The 19,989-nt window shown below is 65.1% G+C and carries 21 protein-coding genes; 15 read left to right on the plus strand and 6 right to left on the minus strand.

Translation table 11 applies throughout. The features are described from left to right. Window positions 1–49 precede the first annotated feature (49 nt). The 11 genes from NF876_RS06060 (at window position 50) to NF876_RS06110 (ending at window position 10,999) form a co-directional block, all read left to right on the plus strand. Window positions 50–1,045, plus strand: coding sequence for a sialic acid TRAP transporter substrate-binding protein SiaP (locus NF876_RS06060; protein ID WP_373371362.1), 996 nt, complete (start codon window positions 50–52; stop codon window positions 1,043–1,045). A gap of 109 nt (window positions 1,046–1,154) precedes the next feature. Next, window positions 1,155–1,739, plus strand: coding sequence for a TRAP transporter small permease (locus NF876_RS06065; protein ID WP_262267951.1), 585 nt, complete (start codon window positions 1,155–1,157; stop codon window positions 1,737–1,739). Continuing rightward, window positions 1,739–3,145 carry a TRAP transporter large permease gene (locus tag NF876_RS06070; RefSeq protein ID WP_262267952.1) on the plus strand — a complete coding sequence of 469 codons (1,407 nt, stop codon included), beginning with the start codon at window positions 1,739–1,741 and terminating at the stop codon, window positions 3,143–3,145. Before NF876_RS06065 ends, NF876_RS06070 begins: the two co-directional genes overlap by 1 nt. 43 nt (window positions 3,146–3,188) lie before the next feature. Then, on the plus strand, window positions 3,189–4,706 hold the full coding sequence (locus tag NF876_RS06075) for a UxaA family hydrolase (RefSeq protein ID WP_262267953.1): 1,518 nt from the start codon (window positions 3,189–3,191) through the stop codon (window positions 4,704–4,706). A gap of 848 nt (window positions 4,707–5,554) precedes the next feature. Continuing rightward, window positions 5,555–6,016, plus strand: a complete 462-nt coding sequence (locus NF876_RS06080; RefSeq protein WP_262267954.1) for a Tat pathway signal protein — start codon at window positions 5,555–5,557, stop codon at window positions 6,014–6,016. A 10-nt stretch (window positions 6,017–6,026) separates the two neighbouring features. After that, window positions 6,027–6,713 (plus strand): MotA/TolQ/ExbB proton channel family protein, encoded by a 687-nt coding sequence (locus NF876_RS06085; protein ID WP_262268046.1) that lies wholly within the window; start codon window positions 6,027–6,029, stop codon window positions 6,711–6,713. Next, window positions 6,713–7,159, plus strand: a complete 447-nt coding sequence (locus NF876_RS06090) for an ExbD/TolR family protein (protein ID WP_262267955.1) — start codon at window positions 6,713–6,715, stop codon at window positions 7,157–7,159. Before NF876_RS06085 ends, NF876_RS06090 begins: the two co-directional genes overlap by 1 nt. Before the next feature lie 16 nt (window positions 7,160–7,175). Then, window positions 7,176–8,069, plus strand: a complete 894-nt coding sequence (locus NF876_RS06095; RefSeq protein WP_262267956.1) for a TonB family protein — start codon at window positions 7,176–7,178, stop codon at window positions 8,067–8,069. Window positions 8,070–8,196: 127 nt separating this feature from the next. Further along, entirely contained in the window at window positions 8,197–9,153 is a 957-nt protein-coding gene (locus NF876_RS06100) for an MBL fold metallo-hydrolase (RefSeq protein WP_262267957.1), read from the plus strand. Window positions 9,154–9,179: 26 nt separating this feature from the next. Further along, window positions 9,180–10,784 (plus strand): FAD-dependent oxidoreductase, encoded by a 1,605-nt coding sequence (locus NF876_RS06105; protein WP_262267958.1) that lies wholly within the window; start codon window positions 9,180–9,182, stop codon window positions 10,782–10,784. After that, window positions 10,781–10,999, plus strand: a complete 219-nt coding sequence (locus NF876_RS06110; protein ID WP_262267959.1) for a DUF2783 domain-containing protein — start codon at window positions 10,781–10,783, stop codon at window positions 10,997–10,999. Before NF876_RS06105 ends, NF876_RS06110 begins: the two co-directional genes overlap by 4 nt. Here the strand turns inward: NF876_RS06110 and NF876_RS06115 are convergent, their stop codons facing one another. The 5 genes from NF876_RS06115 to NF876_RS06135 all read right to left on the minus strand — a co-directional run bounded on the left by NF876_RS06115 (window position 11,000) and on the right by NF876_RS06135 (window position 15,543). After that, window positions 11,000–11,704, minus strand: coding sequence for an ABC transporter ATP-binding protein (locus NF876_RS06115; protein WP_262267960.1), 705 nt, complete (start codon window positions 11,702–11,704; stop codon window positions 11,000–11,002). Next, window positions 11,697–12,479, minus strand: coding sequence for an ABC transporter ATP-binding protein (locus NF876_RS06120; RefSeq protein WP_262267961.1), 783 nt, complete (start codon window positions 12,477–12,479; stop codon window positions 11,697–11,699). Before NF876_RS06120 ends, NF876_RS06115 begins: the two co-directional genes overlap by 8 nt. Further along, entirely contained in the window at window positions 12,476–13,423 is a 948-nt protein-coding gene (locus NF876_RS06125; protein ID WP_262267962.1) for a branched-chain amino acid ABC transporter permease, read from the minus strand. Before NF876_RS06125 ends, NF876_RS06120 begins: the two co-directional genes overlap by 4 nt. A gap of 2 nt (window positions 13,424–13,425) precedes the next feature. Then, complete coding sequence (locus NF876_RS06130; RefSeq protein ID WP_262267963.1) at window positions 13,426–14,298, minus strand: branched-chain amino acid ABC transporter permease; 873 nt, start codon at window positions 14,296–14,298, stop codon at window positions 13,426–13,428. A gap of 78 nt (window positions 14,299–14,376) precedes the next feature. Then, window positions 14,377–15,543 carry an ABC transporter substrate-binding protein gene (locus NF876_RS06135; RefSeq protein WP_373371365.1) on the minus strand — a complete coding sequence of 389 codons (1,167 nt, stop codon included), beginning with the start codon at window positions 15,541–15,543 and terminating at the stop codon, window positions 14,377–14,379. Between the two features lie 302 nt (window positions 15,544–15,845). Here NF876_RS06135 and paaG point away from each other — a divergent pair, with 302 nt between their 5' ends. From paaG to NF876_RS06155, 4 genes are read left to right on the plus strand one after another with little or no spacing between them, the layout of a single operon-like run. Continuing rightward, window positions 15,846–16,637, plus strand: a complete 792-nt coding sequence (gene paaG, locus NF876_RS06140) for a 2-(1,2-epoxy-1,2-dihydrophenyl)acetyl-CoA isomerase PaaG (protein ID WP_262268048.1) — start codon at window positions 15,846–15,848, stop codon at window positions 16,635–16,637. Continuing rightward, window positions 16,637–17,110 carry a hydroxyphenylacetyl-CoA thioesterase PaaI gene (paaI, locus tag NF876_RS06145; protein WP_262267964.1) on the plus strand — a complete coding sequence of 158 codons (474 nt, stop codon included), beginning with the start codon at window positions 16,637–16,639 and terminating at the stop codon, window positions 17,108–17,110. The genes paaG and paaI overlap by 1 nt, the downstream gene beginning before the upstream one ends. Window positions 17,111–17,133: 23 nt before the next feature. Further along, window positions 17,134–18,468 (plus strand): phenylacetate--CoA ligase PaaK, encoded by a 1,335-nt coding sequence (paaK, locus tag NF876_RS06150; RefSeq protein WP_262267965.1) that lies wholly within the window; start codon window positions 17,134–17,136, stop codon window positions 18,466–18,468. 9 nt (window positions 18,469–18,477) lie between these two features. Next, window positions 18,478–19,113, plus strand: a complete 636-nt coding sequence (locus NF876_RS06155) for a TetR/AcrR family transcriptional regulator (protein ID WP_262267966.1) — start codon at window positions 18,478–18,480, stop codon at window positions 19,111–19,113. Between the two features lie 54 nt (window positions 19,114–19,167). Here NF876_RS06155 and NF876_RS06160 read toward each other — a convergent pair whose 3' ends face one another. Beyond that, a complete protein-coding gene (locus NF876_RS06160) occupies window positions 19,168–19,971 on the minus strand; it encodes a Phenylacetic acid catabolic protein (protein ID WP_262267967.1) in 804 nt (267 codons plus the stop codon). Window positions 19,972–19,989 lie beyond the last annotated feature (18 nt).

The raw sequence follows: 19,989 nt of genomic DNA on the forward strand, positions 1-19,989 counted from the left end.
CGTGATCATGTTTCAACCGGCCACAGAGCCGGCATTCGGAGAAACGCCTATGCCATTTCTGACCCGCCGTCTCGCGCTGGGCCTCGTCGCCGCCGCAACCGTCATTCTTCCCGCATTGCCGGCGAGTGCCCAGACCAAGCTGAAGTGGGCTCACGTCTACGAAACTTCGGAGCCGTTCCACACCCAGTCGGTATGGGCGGCCCAGGAGATCGCGAAGCGCACCAACAACCGCTATCAGATCGACGTCTATCCGGCCTCGCAGCTCGGCAAGGAGAGCGACATCAATCAGGGCCTGTCGCTCGGCACGGTCGACATGATCATCTCCGGTCCAAGCTTCGCCGCACGCAGCTATCCGCCGATCGGCATCGGGTACTATCCCTACATCTTCCGCGACTCCGCCCACCTGCTCGCCTTCGCGAAGAGCGACGTCTTCAAGGAACTCGGCGCCGGCTACGCCGAGAAGACAGGGCACCAGATGCTGGCGCTCACCTATTATGGCATTCGCCACACGTCCACGAACAAGCCCTTCAAGACCTGCGCCGACATGAAGGGCCTCAAGATCCGCGTGCCCGATGCCCCGGCCTACTTGGCCATGCCGCGGTCCTGCGGCGCCAATACCACGCCCATCGCCTTCGCGGAGGTCTACCTGGCCCTTCAGAACGGCACGGTCGACGCGCAGGAGAACCCTCTGACGACGATCGAGGCAAAGAAGTTCTACGAGGTCCAGAAGAACATCGTGCTGACCGGCCATATCGTCGACCATCTCGCGACGATCGTCTCCAAGCAGCTCTGGGCCAAGCTCTCGGATGAAGACAAGAAGATCTTCACCGCTGTCGCGCAAGAGGCGGCTGCCCGCGCCTCGGGAGAGATCCAGGCGAAGGAGAAGGAATTGATCGAGACCTTCAAGCAGAAGGGTCTGACGATCACCGAGGTCAACAAGGACGAGTTCAAGGAAGCGGTCATGAAGAACGTGACCCTGGAATCCTTGGGCTATCGGAAGGCGGATTTCGACAAGATCCAGGCTCTGAAATCCGAAGGTCTCTGAGGTTTCGGGCGGGCCGTTTTCGGCGGCCCGCCGTTCTGCCGTTCGAGTATCCCGCCGCCCGCCGCGGCGGGGATCGCTTCAGACCTCCAGGAACGAGGTTCACCAAGACATGACGACTGAGGTTCACACCCAGGTCAGCGCCGAGGAACTGGCGCAGACTTTCGACGAGAGCGAGCACGCGCCGGTCGACCTTTCGGGCTATGCCTTCGAGGACTGGCTGTCCCTGGCCCTGTTCTGGGCGATGTCGCTTGCCGTCTTCGTTCAATTCTTCACGCGATACGTGCTGAACGACTCCTTCGCCTGGACGGAGGAGATCGCGACCAATCTCCTGGTCGCCCTCGTTTTCATCGGGTCATCCATGTGCGTGCGCATGAGCCGCCACATCCAGGTCGACTTCCTCTATCGCTACCTCTCACCCGGTCTCGCCCGCGTTCTGGCGACCCTGATCGACGTCATCCGTGTCGCCTTCTTCGCCTATGCGGCTCTCCTCGTCTGGCGCTTCATGAGCATCATCGGCGATGAGCAGATGACGACGATCGCTCTCCCGAAAAATCTCAGCTATGCCTTTGTTTTCATAGGCTTCGTCCTGATGTTCTTCCGCTCCGTGCAGGTCGCTGTCGCCAACTGGCGCCGCGGCTATTCCGTGCTCGAGCGGCCCGAAGCCTTCGATGCACCCTTGGTGGCGGAAACCTGATGCTCATCCTGATCGGCTCATTTCTCGTTTTGATGGTTCTCGGCCTGCCCGTGGCCCTCTCCATGGCTGTCGCCTCCCTGCTCTTCATCCTCGCGACCGGCACGGTGCCGGACGTCATCGTTGCGCAACGCATGATCGCCGGAGTCGAGAGCTTTCCGCTGCTGGCAGTCCCGTTCTTCATCCTCGCCGGCAATCTCATGAACATCGCCGGCGTCACCGGCCGAATCTACTCGTTCGCGGTTGCGCTCGTCGGGTGGATGAAGGGTGGCCTCGGTCAGGTGAACATCATCGGATCGGTGATCTTCTCAGGCATGTCCGGAACGGCCATCGCCGATGCGGCGGGCCTTGGGACGATCGAGATCAAAGCCATGAAGGATCACGGCTACACGACGGAGTTTGCCGTTGGCGTGACGGCGGCATCCGCGACCCTCGGGCCGATCATCCCGCCTTCCTTGCCGTTCGTGATCTACGGAATGATGGCGAACGTCTCGATCGGGGCTCTCTTCCTGGGCGGCCTCATCCCGGGCATCGTGATGACCCTGCTGATGATGGGAACCGTCGCCTATTTCGCTTATCGGAACGGATGGGGCGCAGATACTCCGTTCTCATGGACTCAACTGGGCAATGCCACCATCGAGGTCGCCATCGTCCTGGCCTTTCCGGTCGCCGTCTGGTTGCTGATCCAGGCCGGACTTTCCCCCAATCTCTCCATCGGGATCGCCCTGGTGGTCCTGCTGGCCCTTGACTGGTATTTCGACTTCTCGGCCGTGATGGCCCTGATGGCGCCGGTCATCCTGATCGGCGGCATGACGCTCGGCCTCTTCACCCCGACGGAGGCGGCGGTCGCGGCCGTCATCTGGTCGCTGTTCCTGGGCCTCGTCCGCTATCGCTCCATGACGTTCAGAAGCCTGGCCAAGGCGACCTTCGATACGATCGAGACGACGGCCTCGGTTCTGTTCATCGTCACGGCGGCGTCGATCTTCGCCTGGCTTCTGACGGTCAGCCAAGCGGCGCAGATCCTGTCGGACGCGATTCTGGGCTTCACGCAGAACAAGTGGGTGTTCCTGCTGCTGGCCAACATCCTCATCCTGTTCGTCGGCTGCTTCATCGATACCATCGCGGCGATCACGATCCTTGTGCCGATCCTGCTGCCGATCGTGCTCAAGCTTGGCATCGATCCGATCCATTTCGGCCTCATCATGACGCTGAATTTGATGATCGGCCTGCTTCATCCGCCCCTCGGCATGGTGCTCTTCGTCCTGGCGCGGGTCTCCAGGCTTTCGGTCGAGCGCACCACGGTGGCGATCCTTCCCTGGCTCGTCCCCTTGATGCTCGCGCTGATCGCGATCACCTATATTCCAGAACTGACGCTTTGGCTTCCGCAGAAAATGGGTTTGGGACGATAGTGGATCGTTCGAAAGACATTCCTAACCGGTTATCGAGATCCTCATGAGCACTCCTCGCACCATCCGCCTCTCCCCCGATGACAACGTGGTCATCGCGATCGATCTCGTGAATCAAGGCGCGAGCGCGGCTGGACTGACGGCCCGCGAGCGCATCCTGCGCGGCCACAAGATGGCCGCGGAGCCGATCCGGGAAGGCGAGCCGATCAAGAAATTCGGCCAGATCATCGGCTTCGCCAAGACCCACATCGCGCCCGGGGAATGGGTGCACGAGCACAATGTCGGCCTGCACGACTTCGAGCGGGACTACGCCTTCAGCGCGGATGCCCGGGAGGACGACCTGCTCCCGTCCGAGCTGCGGGCCACGTTCCAGGGTTACCGCCGCGCTTCCGGCCGGACGGGCACGCGCAACTATATTGGCATTCTGACATCGGTGAACTGCTCCGCGTCCGTCGCACGCTTCGCCGCCGCCGAAGTCGAGCGTGCCGGCCTTCTTCGCGACTACCCCGGCATCGACGGCGTCGTTGCGATCGTCCACGGAACCGGTTGCGGTCACGCGGCCTATGGCGAAGGGTTCGACATCCTGCGTCGCACGCAATGGGGCTATGCCAGCCACCCCAACTTCGCGGGCGTCATCATGGTCGGTCTCGGCTGCGAGGTGTTTCAGATCGGCCGGATGAAGCAGGAATACGGCCTCACCGAAAGTGAAACCTTCCGGACCCTCACCATTCAGGAGACGGGCGGCACGAGACGCACCGTGCAGGCCATCGTCGATGCCGTGAAGGACATGCTGCCGATCGCCGCCCGGGCTCAGCGGGAGACACGCCCCGCATCGGAGCTTGTGCTTGCCCTTCAATGCGGCGGTTCCGACGGCTATTCGGCGCTCACCGCCAACCCGGCCCTCGGTGTCGCGTCCGATCTCCTGGTCCGCCACGGCGGAACGTCGATCCTGTCCGAAACTCCCGAGATCTACGGTGCCGAGCATCTTCTGACCCGGCGGGCTGCCACCCGGGAGATCGGCGAGAAGCTCGTGTCGCGGATCCGATGGTGGGAGGATTACACGGCCCGAAACGGCGGCGAGATGAACAACAACCCCTCGCCCGGCAACAAGGCGGGCGGGTTGACGACGATCCTCGAAAAATCGCTCGGCGCCGCAGCGAAGGGAGGACGCTCCACGCTCCGTGCCGTCTACGAATATGCCGAACCGGTGAAGGACCACGGCTTCGTCTACATGGATACGCCGGGCTACGACCCTGTTGCCGCGACCGGCCAAGTGGCCGGCGGCGCGAACCTGATCGCCTTCACGACGGGCCGCGGCTCGGCCTTCGGCTGCAAGCCCGTGCCGTCCCTGAAGCTCGCTACCAATTCCGATATCTACCGTCGCATGCTCGACGACATGGACATCAATTGCGGCGATGTCCTCGACGGCGTGTCCCTGGACACGAAGGGTCTGGAGATTTTCGAGATCCTGCTCCGGGTCGCGTCCGGTGAGCACACCAAGTCGGAGGAACTCGGCTACGGCGATCTCGAGTTCGTTCCGTGGCAGGTCGGCGCGACGATGTAAGCAGAACGGGGAGCCGGAATTCGATGCTCCCGGCTCGTCCCGACGGGCGGCGAGTGCGATACATCGCTCCTTCGGAGGCTCGTTAACCAGTCGTTAACCATCACCGAGCGATGATCTTCCTGCTGATCCCTCGCCGGATCAACACTCTCCCAAAAGCGAACGGGGCGCGGATGTACCGCCTCGCTTCGTTTTGGGATGCAGTGCTGGAGCCCCTGCCGCACCGCTCCTGGCCCGCAAGCGCGCCAACCATTTCCCACGACGTCGCGCCCCGTCAGCCGCAGCATATGACCCATCCATAAACGGGTGTTCCTAGCCGAGCACGTAGAACGCCGCGCCGATCGCTGCCAGCGCACCCACGAACGCGTAGGGGTACCAGGTGGGAAAGGGCTTGTCGTGACCGTTGAAGCTCAAGCAGGTTCTCCTGAATCAAGGGCATGCTCTCTCTTCTTCAGGCAAAATGGTCTTTTCGTGGAATTCGCAGGAAAAATGGCCGAGCTTCGTTCGACGGGCGGTGCCCGAGGTGAAGTCGGGACAAGGCCATGCCGGCACCCGAACGGCGCGGCAAAGCGGAAGAAAATTACTTTGAAGCCCTTTTAAGGAAGCGAATATCACCCCGATCTCAAGGCTGTAGCGGGTGTTTTAGAACGCCTCTGACTTTCCGCTAAGCCCTTGATCAATCTCACTTCTTTCAGATACTTCATCGGACGTGCCTACGGGAATCCTCCCGGTTTCGGGCAGTCGGTCGATCTGCCGGAGGCAAGGGCGTTCAGCTCGTCCGGCGAAGGATCCGGAACTGCGCACCACGTCCGGCGGTCGCGCCCCAGTATGAGGAGAACGAGTTCATGGGCATGAGCACATGGAATGAGCCTGGGTTCACATCGGGAAGCGTCTTCGCCTGCCTGGCTCTGCTCCTGCCTTTCAGCGGAATGGCGCTTGCCCAGGACAATGCGCCGGCTTCCAGTCCCTTACGGATCGAGTTGAACAAGATCGAAGCATCGGGGGAAAGCTGCCGGACCTATTTCCGGATCGACAATCAGAAAGGCGAGAGCTGGAAATCTTTGAAGCTCGACCTCTTCGCACTGGACACCGACGGGGTGGCGGCCAAGCGGCTGGCGGTGGAGGTCGGTCCGGTCCCTCGCCGCAAGACCCTCATCAAGCTCTTCGACTTTCCTGGGCTGAACTGCTCGCGCTTCGGACGTGTTCTGCTCAACGACGTCCTGACCTGCGAAGGCGCGACCACCGCGCGCGAGGAATGCCTGTCCGGAATTGAGACAGCCTCCAAGATCGACGCCGTATCCTTCGTGAAGTGAGATTGCCATGATGAACGAGATCATGCCTGCCGCAACGCATGACATGTCCTTCCTCGGCCTGTTCCTGCAAGCCGATCCGATCGTCAAGGGCGTCATGATCCTGCTCGTCCTGGCGTCCCTCGGCTGCTGGACCATCGTCATCGAGAAGCTTCTTCGCTTCGGAAGAATCCGCCGCCAGGCTCGCTCCTTCGAAGCCGCGGCGCGCTCGGGAGACAGGCTTCACCCGCAGATGCCCGGGGCGACGGGCCGGATCGTCGCGGCGGGTCACGAGGCCTGGCGCGATCAGGATGTTTCCGAGAGCCGGGCCGAGCGGCGCGAGCGGATCGAGCGGGCCATGCGGGCTGCCCTGTCCGTCGACATGCGCCAGCTTCAGGTCGGCCTCCCGTTTCTCGCCACCATCGGCTCCGCCGCACCGTTCATCGGCCTGTTCGGCACGGTCTGGGGCATCATGAACTCCTTCTCGGCGATCGCGGCGAGCCAGGACACGAGCCTTTCCGTCGTGGCCCCCGGCATCGCGGAGGCCTTGTTCGCCACCGCCATCGGCCTCGTGGCCGCCATCCCGGCCGTGATGGCCTACAACAAGCTGACGACCGATCTCGGCCGCCTGCAGCAATCCTTCGCGGCCGGCATCACGGCGCTCGGCGACCGGCTCGCCCGCGACCGCAAATCCCCCGTTCGAGCGGAGGCTGCCAAATAATGGGCATGGGGCCAATCCGGGCGCAGGATACCGACGACGAGTTCGGGTCCGCTCCCCTGTCGGAGATCAACGTCACGCCGCTTGTGGACGTGATGCTCGTTCTGCTCATCATCTTCATGGTGGCAGCCCCGCTGATGACCGTCGGCGTGCCCGTGCAGTTGCCGAAGACGACGGCCCCGAAGGTGTCGCAGCCGAAGCAGCCGGTGGTGGTCACCATCGACGCGCAGGGCCAGCCCTTCCTCGACAAGGAGCCCCTCGCGGCCGAGACTATGATGCCGCGGCTGCGGCAGCTTGCGGGCGCGGATGCGGGTCAGGTCGTCCTCGTTCGTGGCGACAAGGCCGTTCCGTACGGACGCATCATCGAGATCATGGGCCAGATCAACGCCGCAGGCTTCAGCAGGGTGTCCCTGATCGCGCAGGCCCCGAGCGGACCGCCGGCCCCGTAGGATCCGCAGCAGCCCGATGTCCGTTCATACTCTCAGACCGACGCAGGAGCCGAACCGGCTCGGGATCGCCCTTCTCGCCGCGCTCCTGCTGCATGGAGCGGCGCTGACGGCCGTGACCCTGTGGTCGTCCGATACAGAGAAATCGCCCGGGGAGCAGGAGATCACCATCGATCTCGCGCCCGCCATGGAAGAAATCGTGTCGGTCGCGCCATCGCTCGAGCAGTCCCAGGACGTGCCGCCCATCGAGGCGGAGGCCCTGCCGGTCGGATCGGACACCGTCGAGGAGCAGCCTCCGCAGGAGATCGCCGAAGTCCAGCCGCAGGAGGTGGCCGAAGCGGTCCCTGTCGAAGCCGTGCCGGTCGAACAGGAGGCGGCGCAGACCGAGGCCATCATCCTGCCGCCTCCCGAGACAGTCGTCGCCAAGCCCGTCGACGCGCGCCCGCCGCCCAAGGACGCGCCCCCGCCGCCCACGCCGGAGAAGAAGCCACCGCCGAAGCCGGTAGAGCGCAGGCCGCCGCTGCGCCGGACCGTCGCGGAACCGAAGCCGCTTCCCTCGGATGCCCGCCAGGGGCAGGCTTCGGCCTCACGCGAGGATACGGGCGGCCAGGCGGCCTCGGCCGATCCGACCGCCCGCAATCGCTACCTGGCCAGCCTCGTGGCCTCATTGCGCAACCGCCTGCGTTATCCCGACGTCGCGCGCAACCAGGGCGTCACGGGCGTTGCAACGGTGCGCTTCACCATGGATCGGTCCGGTCGCATCGTGAGCGCGTCCCTGGTGCGGGGCGCAGGCCATCCGGCGCTCGATCAGGCTGCGCTTGCCGCGGCAAGCCCGGGATCGTCCCTGCCGCCGATCCCGGACTTCATCCCGCAATCGACGTTCACCGTGCCGCTTCGCTTCAACATCCGCTGAGCCAAGCCACGGTCGCGACCTTGACGGTCGTGGGATCGCGACTACCCTGTCGGTCAAAGCAACCCGCCGTCGCCTTCGACGTCGAAGGCGACGGCATGAGCTGCGTTCCACGACAGGGAGAATCGCCATGGCCGAAAAGGCTTTCGCCTCGACAGGCGACACCACCGCCAAGACGGTATCGTTCACGGAGATCGGGCCCGATCTCTATGCCTACACGGCCGAAGGCGATCCCAATTCCGGTATCATCGTCGGCGATGACGGCTGCATCGTCATCGACGCGCAGGCCACGCCGGCCATGGCCGAGGACGTGATCGCCCGTGTGCGCACAGTCACCGACAAGCCGATCAAGTACGTGGTGCTCTCGCATTACCATGCCGTGCGCGTGCTCGGGGCCTCGGCCTACAAGGCGCAAGGCATCATCGCTTCGACAACCACCTACGATCTGATCGTCGAGCGCGGCGAGCAGGACAAGGCGTCCGAGATCGGCCGCTTCCCGCGCCTGTTCCGCGGCGAAAGCAGCATCCCACCCGGTCTGACCTGGCCGACGCTCACCTTCGAGAGCGGCATGTCGGTGTTTCTCGGCAAGCGCGAGGTCAAGCTTTTCCATCTCGGCGCCGGCCACACGGCGGGCGACATCGTGGCCTGGGTGCCGGACGCGGAAGTGATGTTCACCGGCGATCTGGTGGAGTATCACTCCGCCTGCTATTGCGGCGACGCTTACCTGCGCGAGTGGCCGCAGACCCTGGACTCGATCCTCGACTTCCAGCCGAAGGCGATAGCGCCGGGGCGGGGCGATGCGCTGCAGGGCGAGCAGGCGGTCCGCGAGGCGGTGGCGATGACCCGCGACTTCGTGGGCACGCTCTATGGAGCGGCCGAACTGTCGGCTGCGCGCGGACGCTCCCTCAAGGAGACCTTCGCGGCCACGCGCGACGCGATGGACCCGAAATTCGGAAGCTTCGCGATCTACGAGCATTGCCTGCCGTTCAACGTGTCGCGCGCCTTCGACGAAGCCTCCGGCATCGATCATCCCGTCATCTGGACCGCCGAGCGCGACCGGGAGATGTGGGCGGCCCTGCAAGGCTAGTCCGGGGCGAACGGGCGGAGGCCGCCATGAACAATCGCAAGACCCTCTTCCAGTTCGGTTACCGCCGCAGCGCCGACCAGGATCGGCCCTCCCCGGCCCGGCATCCGGTCATCGTGGTCGGCGCGGGTCCCGTGGGCCTTTGCACGGCCATCGACCTGGCGCAGCGTGGCGTGTCCGTGGTTCTTCTCGACGATGCGGATCGGATCGGCGAGGGATCCCGCGGCATCTGCTATGCCAAACGCACGCTCGAGATCCTCGACCGGCTCGGCGCCGCCCAACCCTGTCTCGAGAGAGGCGTGACCTGGAAGCTCGGAAAGGTGTTCCAGCGGGACGACCAGCTCTATGCCTTCGACCTGCTGCCCGAGGACGGGCACAAGATGCCGGCCTTCATCAATCTTCAGCAGTATTATCTCGAGCATGCCCTCGTCGAGCGCGCCGCGGAGCTGCCCGATCTCGACATCCGCTGGCGCAACAAGGTGACCGGTCTCATGCGCTGTCACGACGGCGTGACGCTCACCGTTGACACGCCCGAGGGCGCCTACGAGCTCCACGCCGATTGGGTGGTGGCCGCCGACGGCGCCCGCTCGGCCTTGCGCGGAATGCTCGGTCTGGATTTCCGCGGTGAAGTCTTCGAGGATCGCTTCCTCATCGCCGACGTGAAGATGAAGGGCGACTTTCCGCCCGAGCGCTGGTTCTGGTTCGATCCGCCCTTCCACGACGGTCGCTCGGCGCTTCTTCACAAGCAACCCGACGATGTCTGGCGCATCGACCTGCAGCTCGGCCCCGATGCGGATGCGAAGGCCGAGCAGGCGCCCGAGCGGGTCATTCCCCGCCTTCGGCAGATGCTGGGGCATGAGGATTTCACGCTCGAATGGGTCTCGGTCTACACGTTCCAGTGCCGCCGCCTGGAACGCTTCGTCCATGGCCGCGTGGTCTTTGCCGGCGACGCCGCCCACCAGGTGTCTCCCTTCGGAGCGCGCGGGGCCAATTCCGGCATTCAGGATGCCGAGAACCTTGCCTGGAAGCTGGCGCTCGTCGTCAGGGGCGAAGCCCCGGCGCGTCTGATCGACACCTACGACATCGAACGCTCGGCGGCCGCGGACGAGAACATCGGTCATTCGACCCGCTCCACCGACTTCATTGCCCCGCGCTCGGCGCAGGAGCGACGTTTCCGCGATGCGACCCTTGCTCTCGCGCGTCACACTCCTTTCGCGAAGCGGATGGTGAATTCCGGTCGGCTGTCCCTGCCCTCGACCTATGAGAGCCCTCTGTCGACACCCGATCGTGAGGCCTGGTCCGGATCCGCCCGCCTCGGCGCTCCCTTGCCCGACGCTCCGATGCGGACCCGCGGCGGTCAGCCTGTCTGGCTGCTCGACACCCTGGGCAGCGAGGAGACCATCATCCATGTGCCCGACGGTGCTCCGCCGCCCGCAGGTAAGCGCGTGCTCGTCATCGGTGACGACTTGATCGATCCGGAAGGCCATTTCGCCCGACGCTTCGACGCGACGCCCGGAAGCACCTATCTCGTGCGACCGGACCAGCATCTCGCGGCACGCTGGCGTCATGCCGCGCCGGCTCAGATCGAGCGCGCCTCCCGTCGCCTGAGAGGCTTCGAGGGGGATTGCGCATGACTTCGCTCATCATCGAGAGCCGCTTCCCCGATCCGGACCGCGCCTACCGTGCGCTGATCGAAGCTCACCGGGGATTGTCGGACGAGGACAGCGCAGCGCTCAACAGCGCCCTCGTTCTGATCCTCGCCAACCATATCGGCGACCAGGCCGTGCTGCAGGAGGCTCTCGCCCTCGCCCGGCAGAGCCTGCACCAGGCCCAGGACGGATCGGTCTGATCACGCGATGCCGAGATAGGCGGCCTTGACCTGCGGATCGGCCAGCAGGGCCGCACCCGCTCCGCTGTAAGCGACTTTTCCGGTCTCCAGCACATAGCCCCTGTCGGCGATGGCCAGAGCCGCACTGGCGTTCTGCTCGACGAGAAGGACCGTGATGCCGTCCTTCTTGAGGGACACGATGGCATCGAGGATCTGGTCGACGAGAAGCGGCGAAAGCCCGAGGGACGGTTCATCCAAGAGCAGAAGCTTGGGCCTTCCCATGAGCGCGCGGCCGATCGCCAGCATCTGCTGCTGACCGCCTGACAACCCTCCGGCGAGAAGGTGGCGTTTCTCGGCCAGAACCGGGAACATGGCGAAGATGCGGTCGCGATCCTGATCGATTTCCCGGTCGCGACGATGATAGGCGCCGAGGCGCAGGTTGTCCTCGACGGTCAGCGGCCCGAACACCTGTCGGCCTTCCGGCGATTGCGTGATGCCGAGCCCGACCCTGCGGTGCGGCGGCAGGCGGTCGATGCGCCGGCCCTCGAAGCGGATTTCGCCACCGGTCATCGGCTGAACGCCGGAGAGCGTCCGGAGCAGCGTGGTCTTGCCCGCGCCGTTCGAGCCGACGAGCGCGACGATCTCGCCCGAGCGAACATCGAGGCTGATGCCCTTGAGCACCTCGATCCGGCCATAGGCGCTGCGCAGATCCTGGACCTCAAGCACGGGCAGCCTCCCGTGCGCCGTGCTGTCCCAGATAAGCCTCAAGGACCCGTGGATCATCGCGCACCTCCCGCGGCGTTCCCTCGGCGAGCGGACGGCCGCGCTCGAGCACGAGGATCCTGTCGGAGATCTTCATCACGAGCTTCATGTCGTGCTCGACGAGAACGACGGCCACGCCCCGGTCGGCGACCTGCTTGATGAGGTGATCGATTTCCTCGGTCTCCACCGCGTTGCAGCCGGCGGCCGGCTCGTCGAGGAGAAGGACGCGTGGTTCGGCGGCGAGCGCGCGCGCGATTTCGAGGCGCTTGCAGGCGCCGTAGGGCAGCGAGCCTGCCGGGGTATCCGCAGCATCCTTCAACCCGACCTCTGCCAGAAGCGCGAGTGAGGCGGCCCGCGTCTCACGATTCTGGCGCGTGACGGAAGGGGTTCTGAACAGGGCCGGAAGAAGGCTGCACTTCTCCCGAAGATGACGGCCTACCATCACGTTCTCGCAGGCGGTCATGCGCTGGAAGATCTGCAGGTTCTGAAAGGTGCGGGACAAACCGCGCGCCGCCAGCTTGTGCGGCGCAAGTCCGGTCACGTCCTCGTCGGCGAGATGGATCGACCCGCGGCTCGCCACGTAGACGCCGGACACGATGTTGAAGAGAGTCGTCTTGCCCGCCCCGTTCGGTCCGATGATGGACAGGATCTGCCCGGGGTTCACCGAGAAGCTCACCCCGTCGACGGCCTTCACGCCGCCGAAGGAGATGCCCACATCCGTCGCCTTCAGGATGCTCATGAGCGCGCCCTCCGGAGAAGCAGGTTCGACAGGCTCGGCACGATCCCGTTGCGCATGAAGATCATCGCCACGATGATGATGAGACCGAGCAGAAGATGCTCGTATTCCTGGAAGACGGTGAGTGCCTGCGGCAACGTCACGAGCACCGCAGCGCCCACGATGCTGCCCACGACGGATCCGAGCCCGCCCAGCACCACGATGGTGACGAGTTCCACCGAATGCAGAAAACCGGCCTGATCCGGGTTGATGAACCCGTTCATGAAGGCCAGCGCGGATCCGGCCAGCGATGCATAGATCGCGGCGATCACGAAGGCCTGCAGCTTGAAGCGCGCCACGTCGACGCCGACCACCTGCGCGGCGACCTCGCTGTCGTGCAGGGCCCGGAAGGCACGCCCGGTCGGCGTCTCGTCGAGGTTGAGGGCGATCCAGGTCCCGATCAGCAGGAGGCCTCCGGTCACCCAGTACCAGGTGTAGGATCCGCTGACCCGCCAGCCGAACAGGGTGAGCCTCTCGACGGGCATGCCATCCGGCCCGCCGGTCCAGCGGCTTTCCGTCGTGATGACGAGCGCCACGAGAACGCCGAGCCCCAGGGTGGCGATGGCCAGATAATGGCCTTTGAGGCGCAGGATGGGGCGCCCCACGAGGTAAGCCAGGACGCCCGAGAGAAGCGCCCCGAAGAGAAGCGCCGCCCAGGGCGGGATGCCGAGATGCGTCGGACCGATGGCGACCGCGTAGGCGCCGATGCCGAAGAACGCCGCGTGCCCGAGGCTGACCTGGCCTGCCTGTCCCATGAGGATGTTGAGGCCGATGGCCGCGAGCGCCGACACCCACACGAGCGAGGCGACGCGGAAATAGTAGCTCGACGGAAAGGCGAGCGGCAGCACGGCGATCACGACGGCCAGGATCGCGAGGGTGACGAAGCGCTGGTTCACGAGTGCACGCATGCTCACACCCTCTCCACGACCCGGCGTCCGAACAGGCCCTGGGGCGCCGCGAACAGGACGATCAGGATGACCAGGAACGCGAAGGCATCCTTGTAGGTCGAGCTGAGATAGCCCGCGCCGAAGGCCTCCAGCAGACCGAGCAGGAGCCCGCCGACGACCGCACCGACCGGATTGCCCATGCCGCCCAGCATGGCGGCGGCAAAGCCCTTCAGGGCCAGCAACGTCCCGACATCGTAGCTCGTCAGGGTGATCGGCGTGACCAGGATGCCGGCGATCGCCCCGATGGCCGCGGAGCCGCCGAAGGCGAGCGCCATGATTGTGGTCGTGTTGATCCCGACGAGCCGCGCGGCCAGACGGTTCGCGGCCGTGGCCAGCACGGCCTTGCCGAGAAGCGTATGCTCGAGAAAGACGTAGAGCCCCAGGACCACGACCGCGGTTCCGCCGAGCACCCAGAAGCTCTGCGGCTGCACGGCGGCGCCGAGCACGTCGACCGGGGTGTCGCCCGTGAAGGCGGGGAGCTTGTGGAACTGCTTGTCGAAGACGATCGCCGCGACGCCGCGCAGCAGGATCGAGGCTCCGATGGTGATGATGATGAGCGTCACGGCCGACGCTCCGCGCGCGGGCTCGATGGCGAAGCGGTGCAGCATGAGCCCGATTGCCACGGCGGCCGCGATGGCGACCAGGGCCGCCAGCGGCAGCGGCAGACCGGCTGCCGACGCGAACACCGTCACCATGCCGCCGAGCATGACGAACTCGCCCTGGGCGAAGTTCACCACGCCCGAGGCGTTGTAGATCAGGGTGAAGCCGAGTGCGACCAGCGCATAGACGGCTCCCACCGTCAGACCGGAGATGAGGAACTGGAGGAACTCGGCCATGATGCAGCCCCGCGACCTTCAGGTTGCCGGGCGGCAGGCTGACCGGCAGCCTGCCGCCCGATCGGTTGCAGCGTGGGATCAGCTTCCGGAGGCGACCAGGTTCCAGTCGCCGCCCTTGATCTCGAGCATGCGGAACGCCGAGAGGTCGAGGCCGAGATGATCGGTGGCGGACATGTTCACGATGCCGCCTGTGCCGACGAAGCCCTTGGTCTTTTCGATCTCGTCGCGAATCTTCTGGGGATCGGTCGAGTTCGCGCGCTTCATGGCCTCGACCAGGATGAACAGTCCGTCGTAGGCGTGACCGCCGAAGGTCGAGACCGGCTGCTTCGTGGCGCCCTCGTAGGCCTGCCTATATTCGGTCACCACCTTCTTCTGCGGGTCGCTCTCCGGCAGCTTGTCGCCGACGAGGAGCGCTGCGGCCGGCAGACGCACACCCTCGGCGGCCGGACCGGCCAGATCGATGAAGCTCTTCGAGGCTACGCCGTGGCTCTGGTAGAACGGGATGTTCGTCATGCCGAGCTGGGCGTAGTTGCGGGTCACGATAGCCGGCCCCTGGCCGAAGCCCGGATTGACCACCGCCTGCACGCCCGCCGTGTTCTTGATCTTCGTGAGCTGGGCGGTCATGTCGCTGTCGCGCGGACCGTAATTCTCGTCGATGAGGATCTGCATGCCGTAATTCGGCGCGACCTTGACGCATTGCGCCCGCATGGACGCTCCGAAGCCGTCCGTGCCCGAGATCATGCCGATCTTGGTGAGATTGCGCTTCTTCAGATCCTCGAAGATCTTCTCGCAGGCCATCTTGTCGGTGTGCGGCGTCTTGAAGACGAACTTGCGCACGGGATCGATGACCTCGATGGCGCCGGCGAGCGAGATGAACGGGACCTTCGCGTCTTCGAAGACCGGGATCATCGCCATGGTGCTTCCGGTCGTCGTGCCGCCCACCATGGCGATCACCTCGTCGTCCTCGATGAGGCGGGTCGCGAAGGTGCGCGCCTTGTTGGCGTCGCCGCCGTCGTCGTAGATCACGAGCTCGATCTTCTTGCCCGCGACGCCGCCGGCCGCATTGATCTTGTCGACGTAGAGCTTGAGCGTCTTGTCCTCGGGTTCACCCAGGAAGGACGACGGCCCGGTGACCGAGAGAACGGATCCGATCTTGACGGTGTCCTGCGCGAGCGCGCCATGGGACAGAGCCAGGCCCATGAGAGAGGTCGCCAGCAGGATCGTGTGAGTTGCCTTCGCGTTCATGTGTTTCCTCCGAGGTTCGTTGTCGTTTGTTGTTCTTGTTGTTGCGCAAGGGATCAGGCCGTCGGGAGCCTGCCGGTCGTTGCGGGAACGGAGCAATGGGACAGGACTGCGCGAGGCTGGCGTTGCCGTGCGCGTGCATCCTGTTGGCCGTCGAAACCTGCCATCCCGTTTCGCTCCGCAAAGGGCCGAGTGTTGGCTTATTGACGCTGTTTGTCCCATCAATATAATTGACCGGACGGTTGGTCAATAGTAAACAAGTCGCAAGACCACCCGCTTGCCAGCGAATGTTCGGGAGGGCCATGGTGGAGAACGATCTCGTCATCACGGAGCGTCGAGAGGGTTATCAGGTGATCACCCTCAACAGGCCCGATCGTCTGAACTCCTTCAACGAGGCGATGCATGCGGCCCTGATGGCGGCCCTTCGCGATGCCGAAGCGGACGAGACCTGCCGGGCTCTCGTCCTCACGGGCGCCGGCCGTGGCTTCTGTGCCGGACAGGACCTGTCCGACCGGGTCTTCAGCCCAGGCCAGGTTCCGGATCTCTCCTCCACCCTGGAGCGCCTCTACAATCCGCTCGTGCGCAAGCTGCGCGCCCTGCGGATGCCGGTCATCGGCGCGGTCAACGGCGTTGCAGCGGGCGCGGGAGCCAATCTCGCGCTCGCCTGCGACATCGTCCTGGCGGCCCGTTCGGCCAAGTTCATCCAGGCCTTTGCGAAGCTCGGCCTCGTGCCCGATTCCGGCGGCACCTGGTTTCTGCCGCGCCTCGTCGGGCCGGCGCGAGCCCGCGCGCTCGCGCTCCTGGCCGAGCCTGTTCCTGCCGATCGGGCGGAGGCCTGGGGCATGATCTGGAAGTCGGTCGAGGACGGCGCCCTGATGGACGAGGCCCATCGCCTTGCCGCCCACTTCGCGGTTCAGCCGACGCTCGGGCTTCGTCTGATCAAGCAGGCGCTCGACGCCTCCGAGACCAACGATCTCGACCACCAGCTCAATCTGGAGCGCGATCTTCAGGGCCAGGCCGGCCGCACGCCCGACTACATCGAAGGCGTCACCGCGTTCTTCGAGAAGCGGCAGCCGAAATTCACCGGGAGGGCGTGATGGACGCAGGATCGACCCCCGCAGGACGTTCCGCCTGCGACCTCGCCGCAGCCTGCGCCGACGCCATGTGGGCCGAGGACCAGGCGAGCCAGGGGCTCGGGATGAGGGTCGAGCGCGTGTCGCCCGGCGAGGCCGTCCTGTCCATGACGATCCGCCCGGACATGACGAACGGGCACGGCATCTGCCACGGCGGCTTCATCTTCACCCTCGCCGACTCGGCCTTCGCGTTCGCCTGCAACACCTACGACCAGCGCACGGTCGCCCAGCAATGCGCCGTGACGTTCCTCCAGCCGGGCCGGCGGGGCGACACGCTCACGGCCCATGCGGTCGAGCGCCACCGTTCGGGCCGCTCGGGGATCTACGACGTCACGGTCCGCAACGGTCAGGGCGAAACCGTCGCCGAATTCCGCGGGCACTCGCGCACCATCGCGGGCACGCTTCTCGCATCGGGCGACACCGGAAAGACCCCATAAGAACGAACGAATGGGAGGTTCCCTTGCTTCAGATTCCGCACCGCAAGCTGTCCGAACTCAAGCCTCAGGCGACGCAGCTCGATCGCTTCGAACTGGCGTCCCGGGATGAGCTTGCCGCCTGGCAGCGCGAGCGCCTCGCCTGGTCCCTGCGCCATGCCTACGAGAACGTGCCGCATTACAAAGCGACGTTCGACGCGGCGGGCGTTCATCCGGACGGCTTCAGGGATCTGAGCGATCTCGCCAAGTTCCCGTTCACCACCAAGGCCGACCTGCGGGACAATTATCCCTTCGGCATGTTCGCCGTTCCGCAGGACCAGATCGCCCGCGTGCACGGCTCGTCGGGCACCACCGGCAAGCCCACGGTCGTCGGCTACACCAAGCGCGACATCGACACATGGGCGGACGTGGTGGCGCGCTCCATCCGGGCGAGCGGCGGGCGTCCGGGCATGAAGGTGCACGTGGCCTACGGCTATGGCCTCTTCACCGGAGGATTGGGCGCGCATTACGGCGCAGAGCGCCTCGGCTGCATGGTGATCCCCATGTCGGGCGGCATGACCGAACGCCAGGTGCAGCTCATCCAGGACTTCAAGCCCGACATCATCATGGTCACGCCGTCCTACATGCTGGCGATCCTCGACGAGTTCAAGAAGCAAGGTCTCGATCCCCGGCAATCCTCGCTGAAGGTCGGGATCTTCGGCGCCGAGCCATGGACGAACGCCATGCGGACGGAGATCGAAGAGGCCTTCGATATCCATGCGGTCGACATTTACGGCCTGTCCGAGGTCATGGGGCCGGGCGTCGCCTGCGAATGCGTGGAGAGCAAGGACGGACTGCACATCTGGGAGGATCACTTCTACCCCGAGGTGATCAACCCCGTGACGGGCGAAGTCCTGCCGGACGGCGAGGAGGGCGAGCTCGTCTTCACCTCGCTGACCAAGGAAGCCATGCCGGTCATCCGCTATCGCACCCGGGATCTCACGCGTCTTCTTCCCGGCACGGCGCGCACCATGCGCCGCATGGAGAAAGTCACGGGCCGAACCGACGACATGATGATCATCCGCGGCGTCAACGTGTTCCCGACCCAGATCGAGGAGAAGCTCCTCGCCATTCCGACCCTGTCGGGACATTACCAGATCATCCTGACCCGCGAGGGCCGGATGGACCAGATGGAGATCAGGGCCGAGATCCGGCCGGATGCCGATTATCCGGAAACCCGGCAAGCCGCCGCCGACCGCCTGAGCCAGGCGATCAAGGACACCATCGGCATCACGGCCCAGGTCAATGTCCTCGACCCGGAAGGAATCGAGCGCTCGCTCGGCAAGGCGCGGCGCGTGATCGACCGCAGACCGAAGGAATAGAAAAATCCCATGGCCCGTACCCGTGCCACCGATTATGACGACAAGCGCCGGGCGATCCTCGATCGCTCGGCCGAACTCTTTGCCGAGCACGGCTACGACCGCGCCTCGATGAGCAAGATCGCAGAAGCCTGCGGGGTCTCCAAGGCCAACCTGTACCACTACTACAAGGACAAGGAGGCGCTGCTCTTCGACGTGATCCGCTTCCACCTCGAAGAGCTGCTGGAGGTCGTGGAGGCGGCCGACCGCCCGGGCCTTGCTCCGGACGAGCGCCTGAGGGAGCTCGTGGCGGCGCTGCTCGAGGCCTATCGCGATGCCGACGCCCAGCACAACGTGCAGATCAACGGCATGCGCCTGCTCCCGACCGACCGCCAGGCTGAGCTCAAGGCGGTGGAGCGGGACCTGGTCACGATCTTCTCCGATGCGGTGGCGGGCGTTGCGCCGCAGCTCAAGGGAACCAAGCTGCTCAAGCCCGTGACCATGTCGCTCTTCGGCATGATCAACTGGCATTATCTGTGGTTCAAGAGCACCGGCGAGGTGACCCGCGCAGATTATGCCGCGCTGGTCTCGCGGCTCATCGTGGACGGAACCCGCAATCTTCAGGCGGAACCCGCACCCTCGTCGCGGCGGGTCAGCGCTGCGGAATAGAGGCTGCGACGGCTCGGGCATTCCGCGCCCCACGGGACGGCCGATGCTCAGCAGTCACTGAAGCGAGACCTGATCGCCGATCTCGCGCGGCTCATGACCCGGAACCTCGAGCCCAAAGCGCGAGAGCATCGGATGAACGTGGCTCTGCCATTGCCCCGTCAGCTCGTCCCTGCCCTTTTGGCGCAGGCCGAATTTGCGATGCTGGGCGAAGTGATCCGACGCGCTGCTGCCGAAGGTATCCGCCACGCGCGGATACCAGTAGTTGACGGAGGCCTGGGCATCGGTCCTGTCGTGGCCTCTCTCGAGAGCCGCCCGCAATCCCTGCTCCCCCCGTTCCGCGTGGCGCTTCTCGATGGGAAGAATCTCGGCCAAGACGTCGGCGAGGGGCTGATAGGAGCCGCGCGTCAGTTCGTCGAGCTGCACCACGGTGGCCTGCCCCATCAGGCAGTTCATCACCACCGCGTCGACCCAGCCGTTGATCGGGTAATGGAACACGTTGAGGCGCATGTCTCCGGCAATGCGCCGCGTGGCCAGATTGACGCTGCGGTCGAGACGGGACGCCCAGGGATGAGCCCCCACATATTGCGCCGTATCGGCGCCGAACTGCTCCATGAGAGCCAAGACCTGACGGGCATGGTCGAACTTCTCGAAAACGATGCGCGTCGCGATGATCCGCTCCTTGAGCCCGGGAGCCAGGTTGATGCAATCGGCGAAGCCCGAGGCTCCTGCCATCTCGGAATCGACGAAGATCGCCATCAGGCGCATGAGTTCGCCGCGATAGCGCGGCGTCACGTTATCGGGAGCGCTGAGGCGACCGCCGCCGGCCACGAAGGTGACGAGGCTTTCTTCATCGACCATGGAACCACCCTCCCCGCC

It is taken from the genome of Microvirga yunnanensis (assembly GCF_025460875.1).

Bases quoted from the DNA above. Each gene is read 5' to 3' on its own strand.
- NF876_RS06060 (WP_373371362.1), top strand. From the start codon at position 50: ATGCCATTTCTGACCCGCCGTCTCGCGCTGGGCCTCGTCGCCGCCGCA.
- NF876_RS06065 (WP_262267951.1), top strand. From the start codon at position 1,155: ATGACGACTGAGGTTCACACCCAGGTCAGCGCCGAGGAACTGGCGCAG.
- NF876_RS06070 (WP_262267952.1), top strand. From the start codon at position 1,739: ATGCTCATCCTGATCGGCTCATTTCTCGTTTTGATGGTTCTCGGCCTG.
- NF876_RS06075 (WP_262267953.1), top strand. From the start codon at position 3,189: ATGAGCACTCCTCGCACCATCCGCCTCTCCCCCGATGACAACGTGGTC.
- NF876_RS06080 (WP_262267954.1), top strand. From the start codon at position 5,555: ATGAGCACATGGAATGAGCCTGGGTTCACATCGGGAAGCGTCTTCGCC.
- NF876_RS06085 (WP_262268046.1), top strand. From the start codon at position 6,027: ATGAACGAGATCATGCCTGCCGCAACGCATGACATGTCCTTCCTCGGC.
- NF876_RS06090 (WP_262267955.1), top strand. From the start codon at position 6,713: ATGGGCATGGGGCCAATCCGGGCGCAGGATACCGACGACGAGTTCGGG.
- NF876_RS06095 (WP_262267956.1), top strand. From the start codon at position 7,176: ATGTCCGTTCATACTCTCAGACCGACGCAGGAGCCGAACCGGCTCGGG.
- NF876_RS06100 (WP_262267957.1), top strand. From the start codon at position 8,197: ATGGCCGAAAAGGCTTTCGCCTCGACAGGCGACACCACCGCCAAGACG.
- NF876_RS06105 (WP_262267958.1), top strand. From the start codon at position 9,180: ATGAACAATCGCAAGACCCTCTTCCAGTTCGGTTACCGCCGCAGCGCC.
- NF876_RS06110 (WP_262267959.1), top strand. From the start codon at position 10,781: ATGACTTCGCTCATCATCGAGAGCCGCTTCCCCGATCCGGACCGCGCC.
- NF876_RS06120 (WP_262267961.1), bottom strand. From the start codon at position 12,479: ATGAGCATCCTGAAGGCGACGGATGTGGGCATCTCCTTCGGCGGCGTG.
- NF876_RS06125 (WP_262267962.1), bottom strand. From the start codon at position 13,423: ATGCGTGCACTCGTGAACCAGCGCTTCGTCACCCTCGCGATCCTGGCC.
- NF876_RS06130 (WP_262267963.1), bottom strand. From the start codon at position 14,298: ATGGCCGAGTTCCTCCAGTTCCTCATCTCCGGTCTGACGGTGGGAGCC.
- NF876_RS06135 (WP_373371365.1), bottom strand. From the start codon at position 15,543: ATGAACGCGAAGGCAACTCACACGATCCTGCTGGCGACCTCTCTCATG.
- paaI (WP_262267964.1), top strand. From the start codon at position 16,637: ATGGACGCAGGATCGACCCCCGCAGGACGTTCCGCCTGCGACCTCGCC.
- NF876_RS06155 (WP_262267966.1), top strand. From the start codon at position 18,478: ATGGCCCGTACCCGTGCCACCGATTATGACGACAAGCGCCGGGCGATC.
- NF876_RS06160 (WP_262267967.1), bottom strand. From the start codon at position 19,971: ATGGTCGATGAAGAAAGCCTCGTCACCTTCGTGGCCGGCGGCGGTCGC.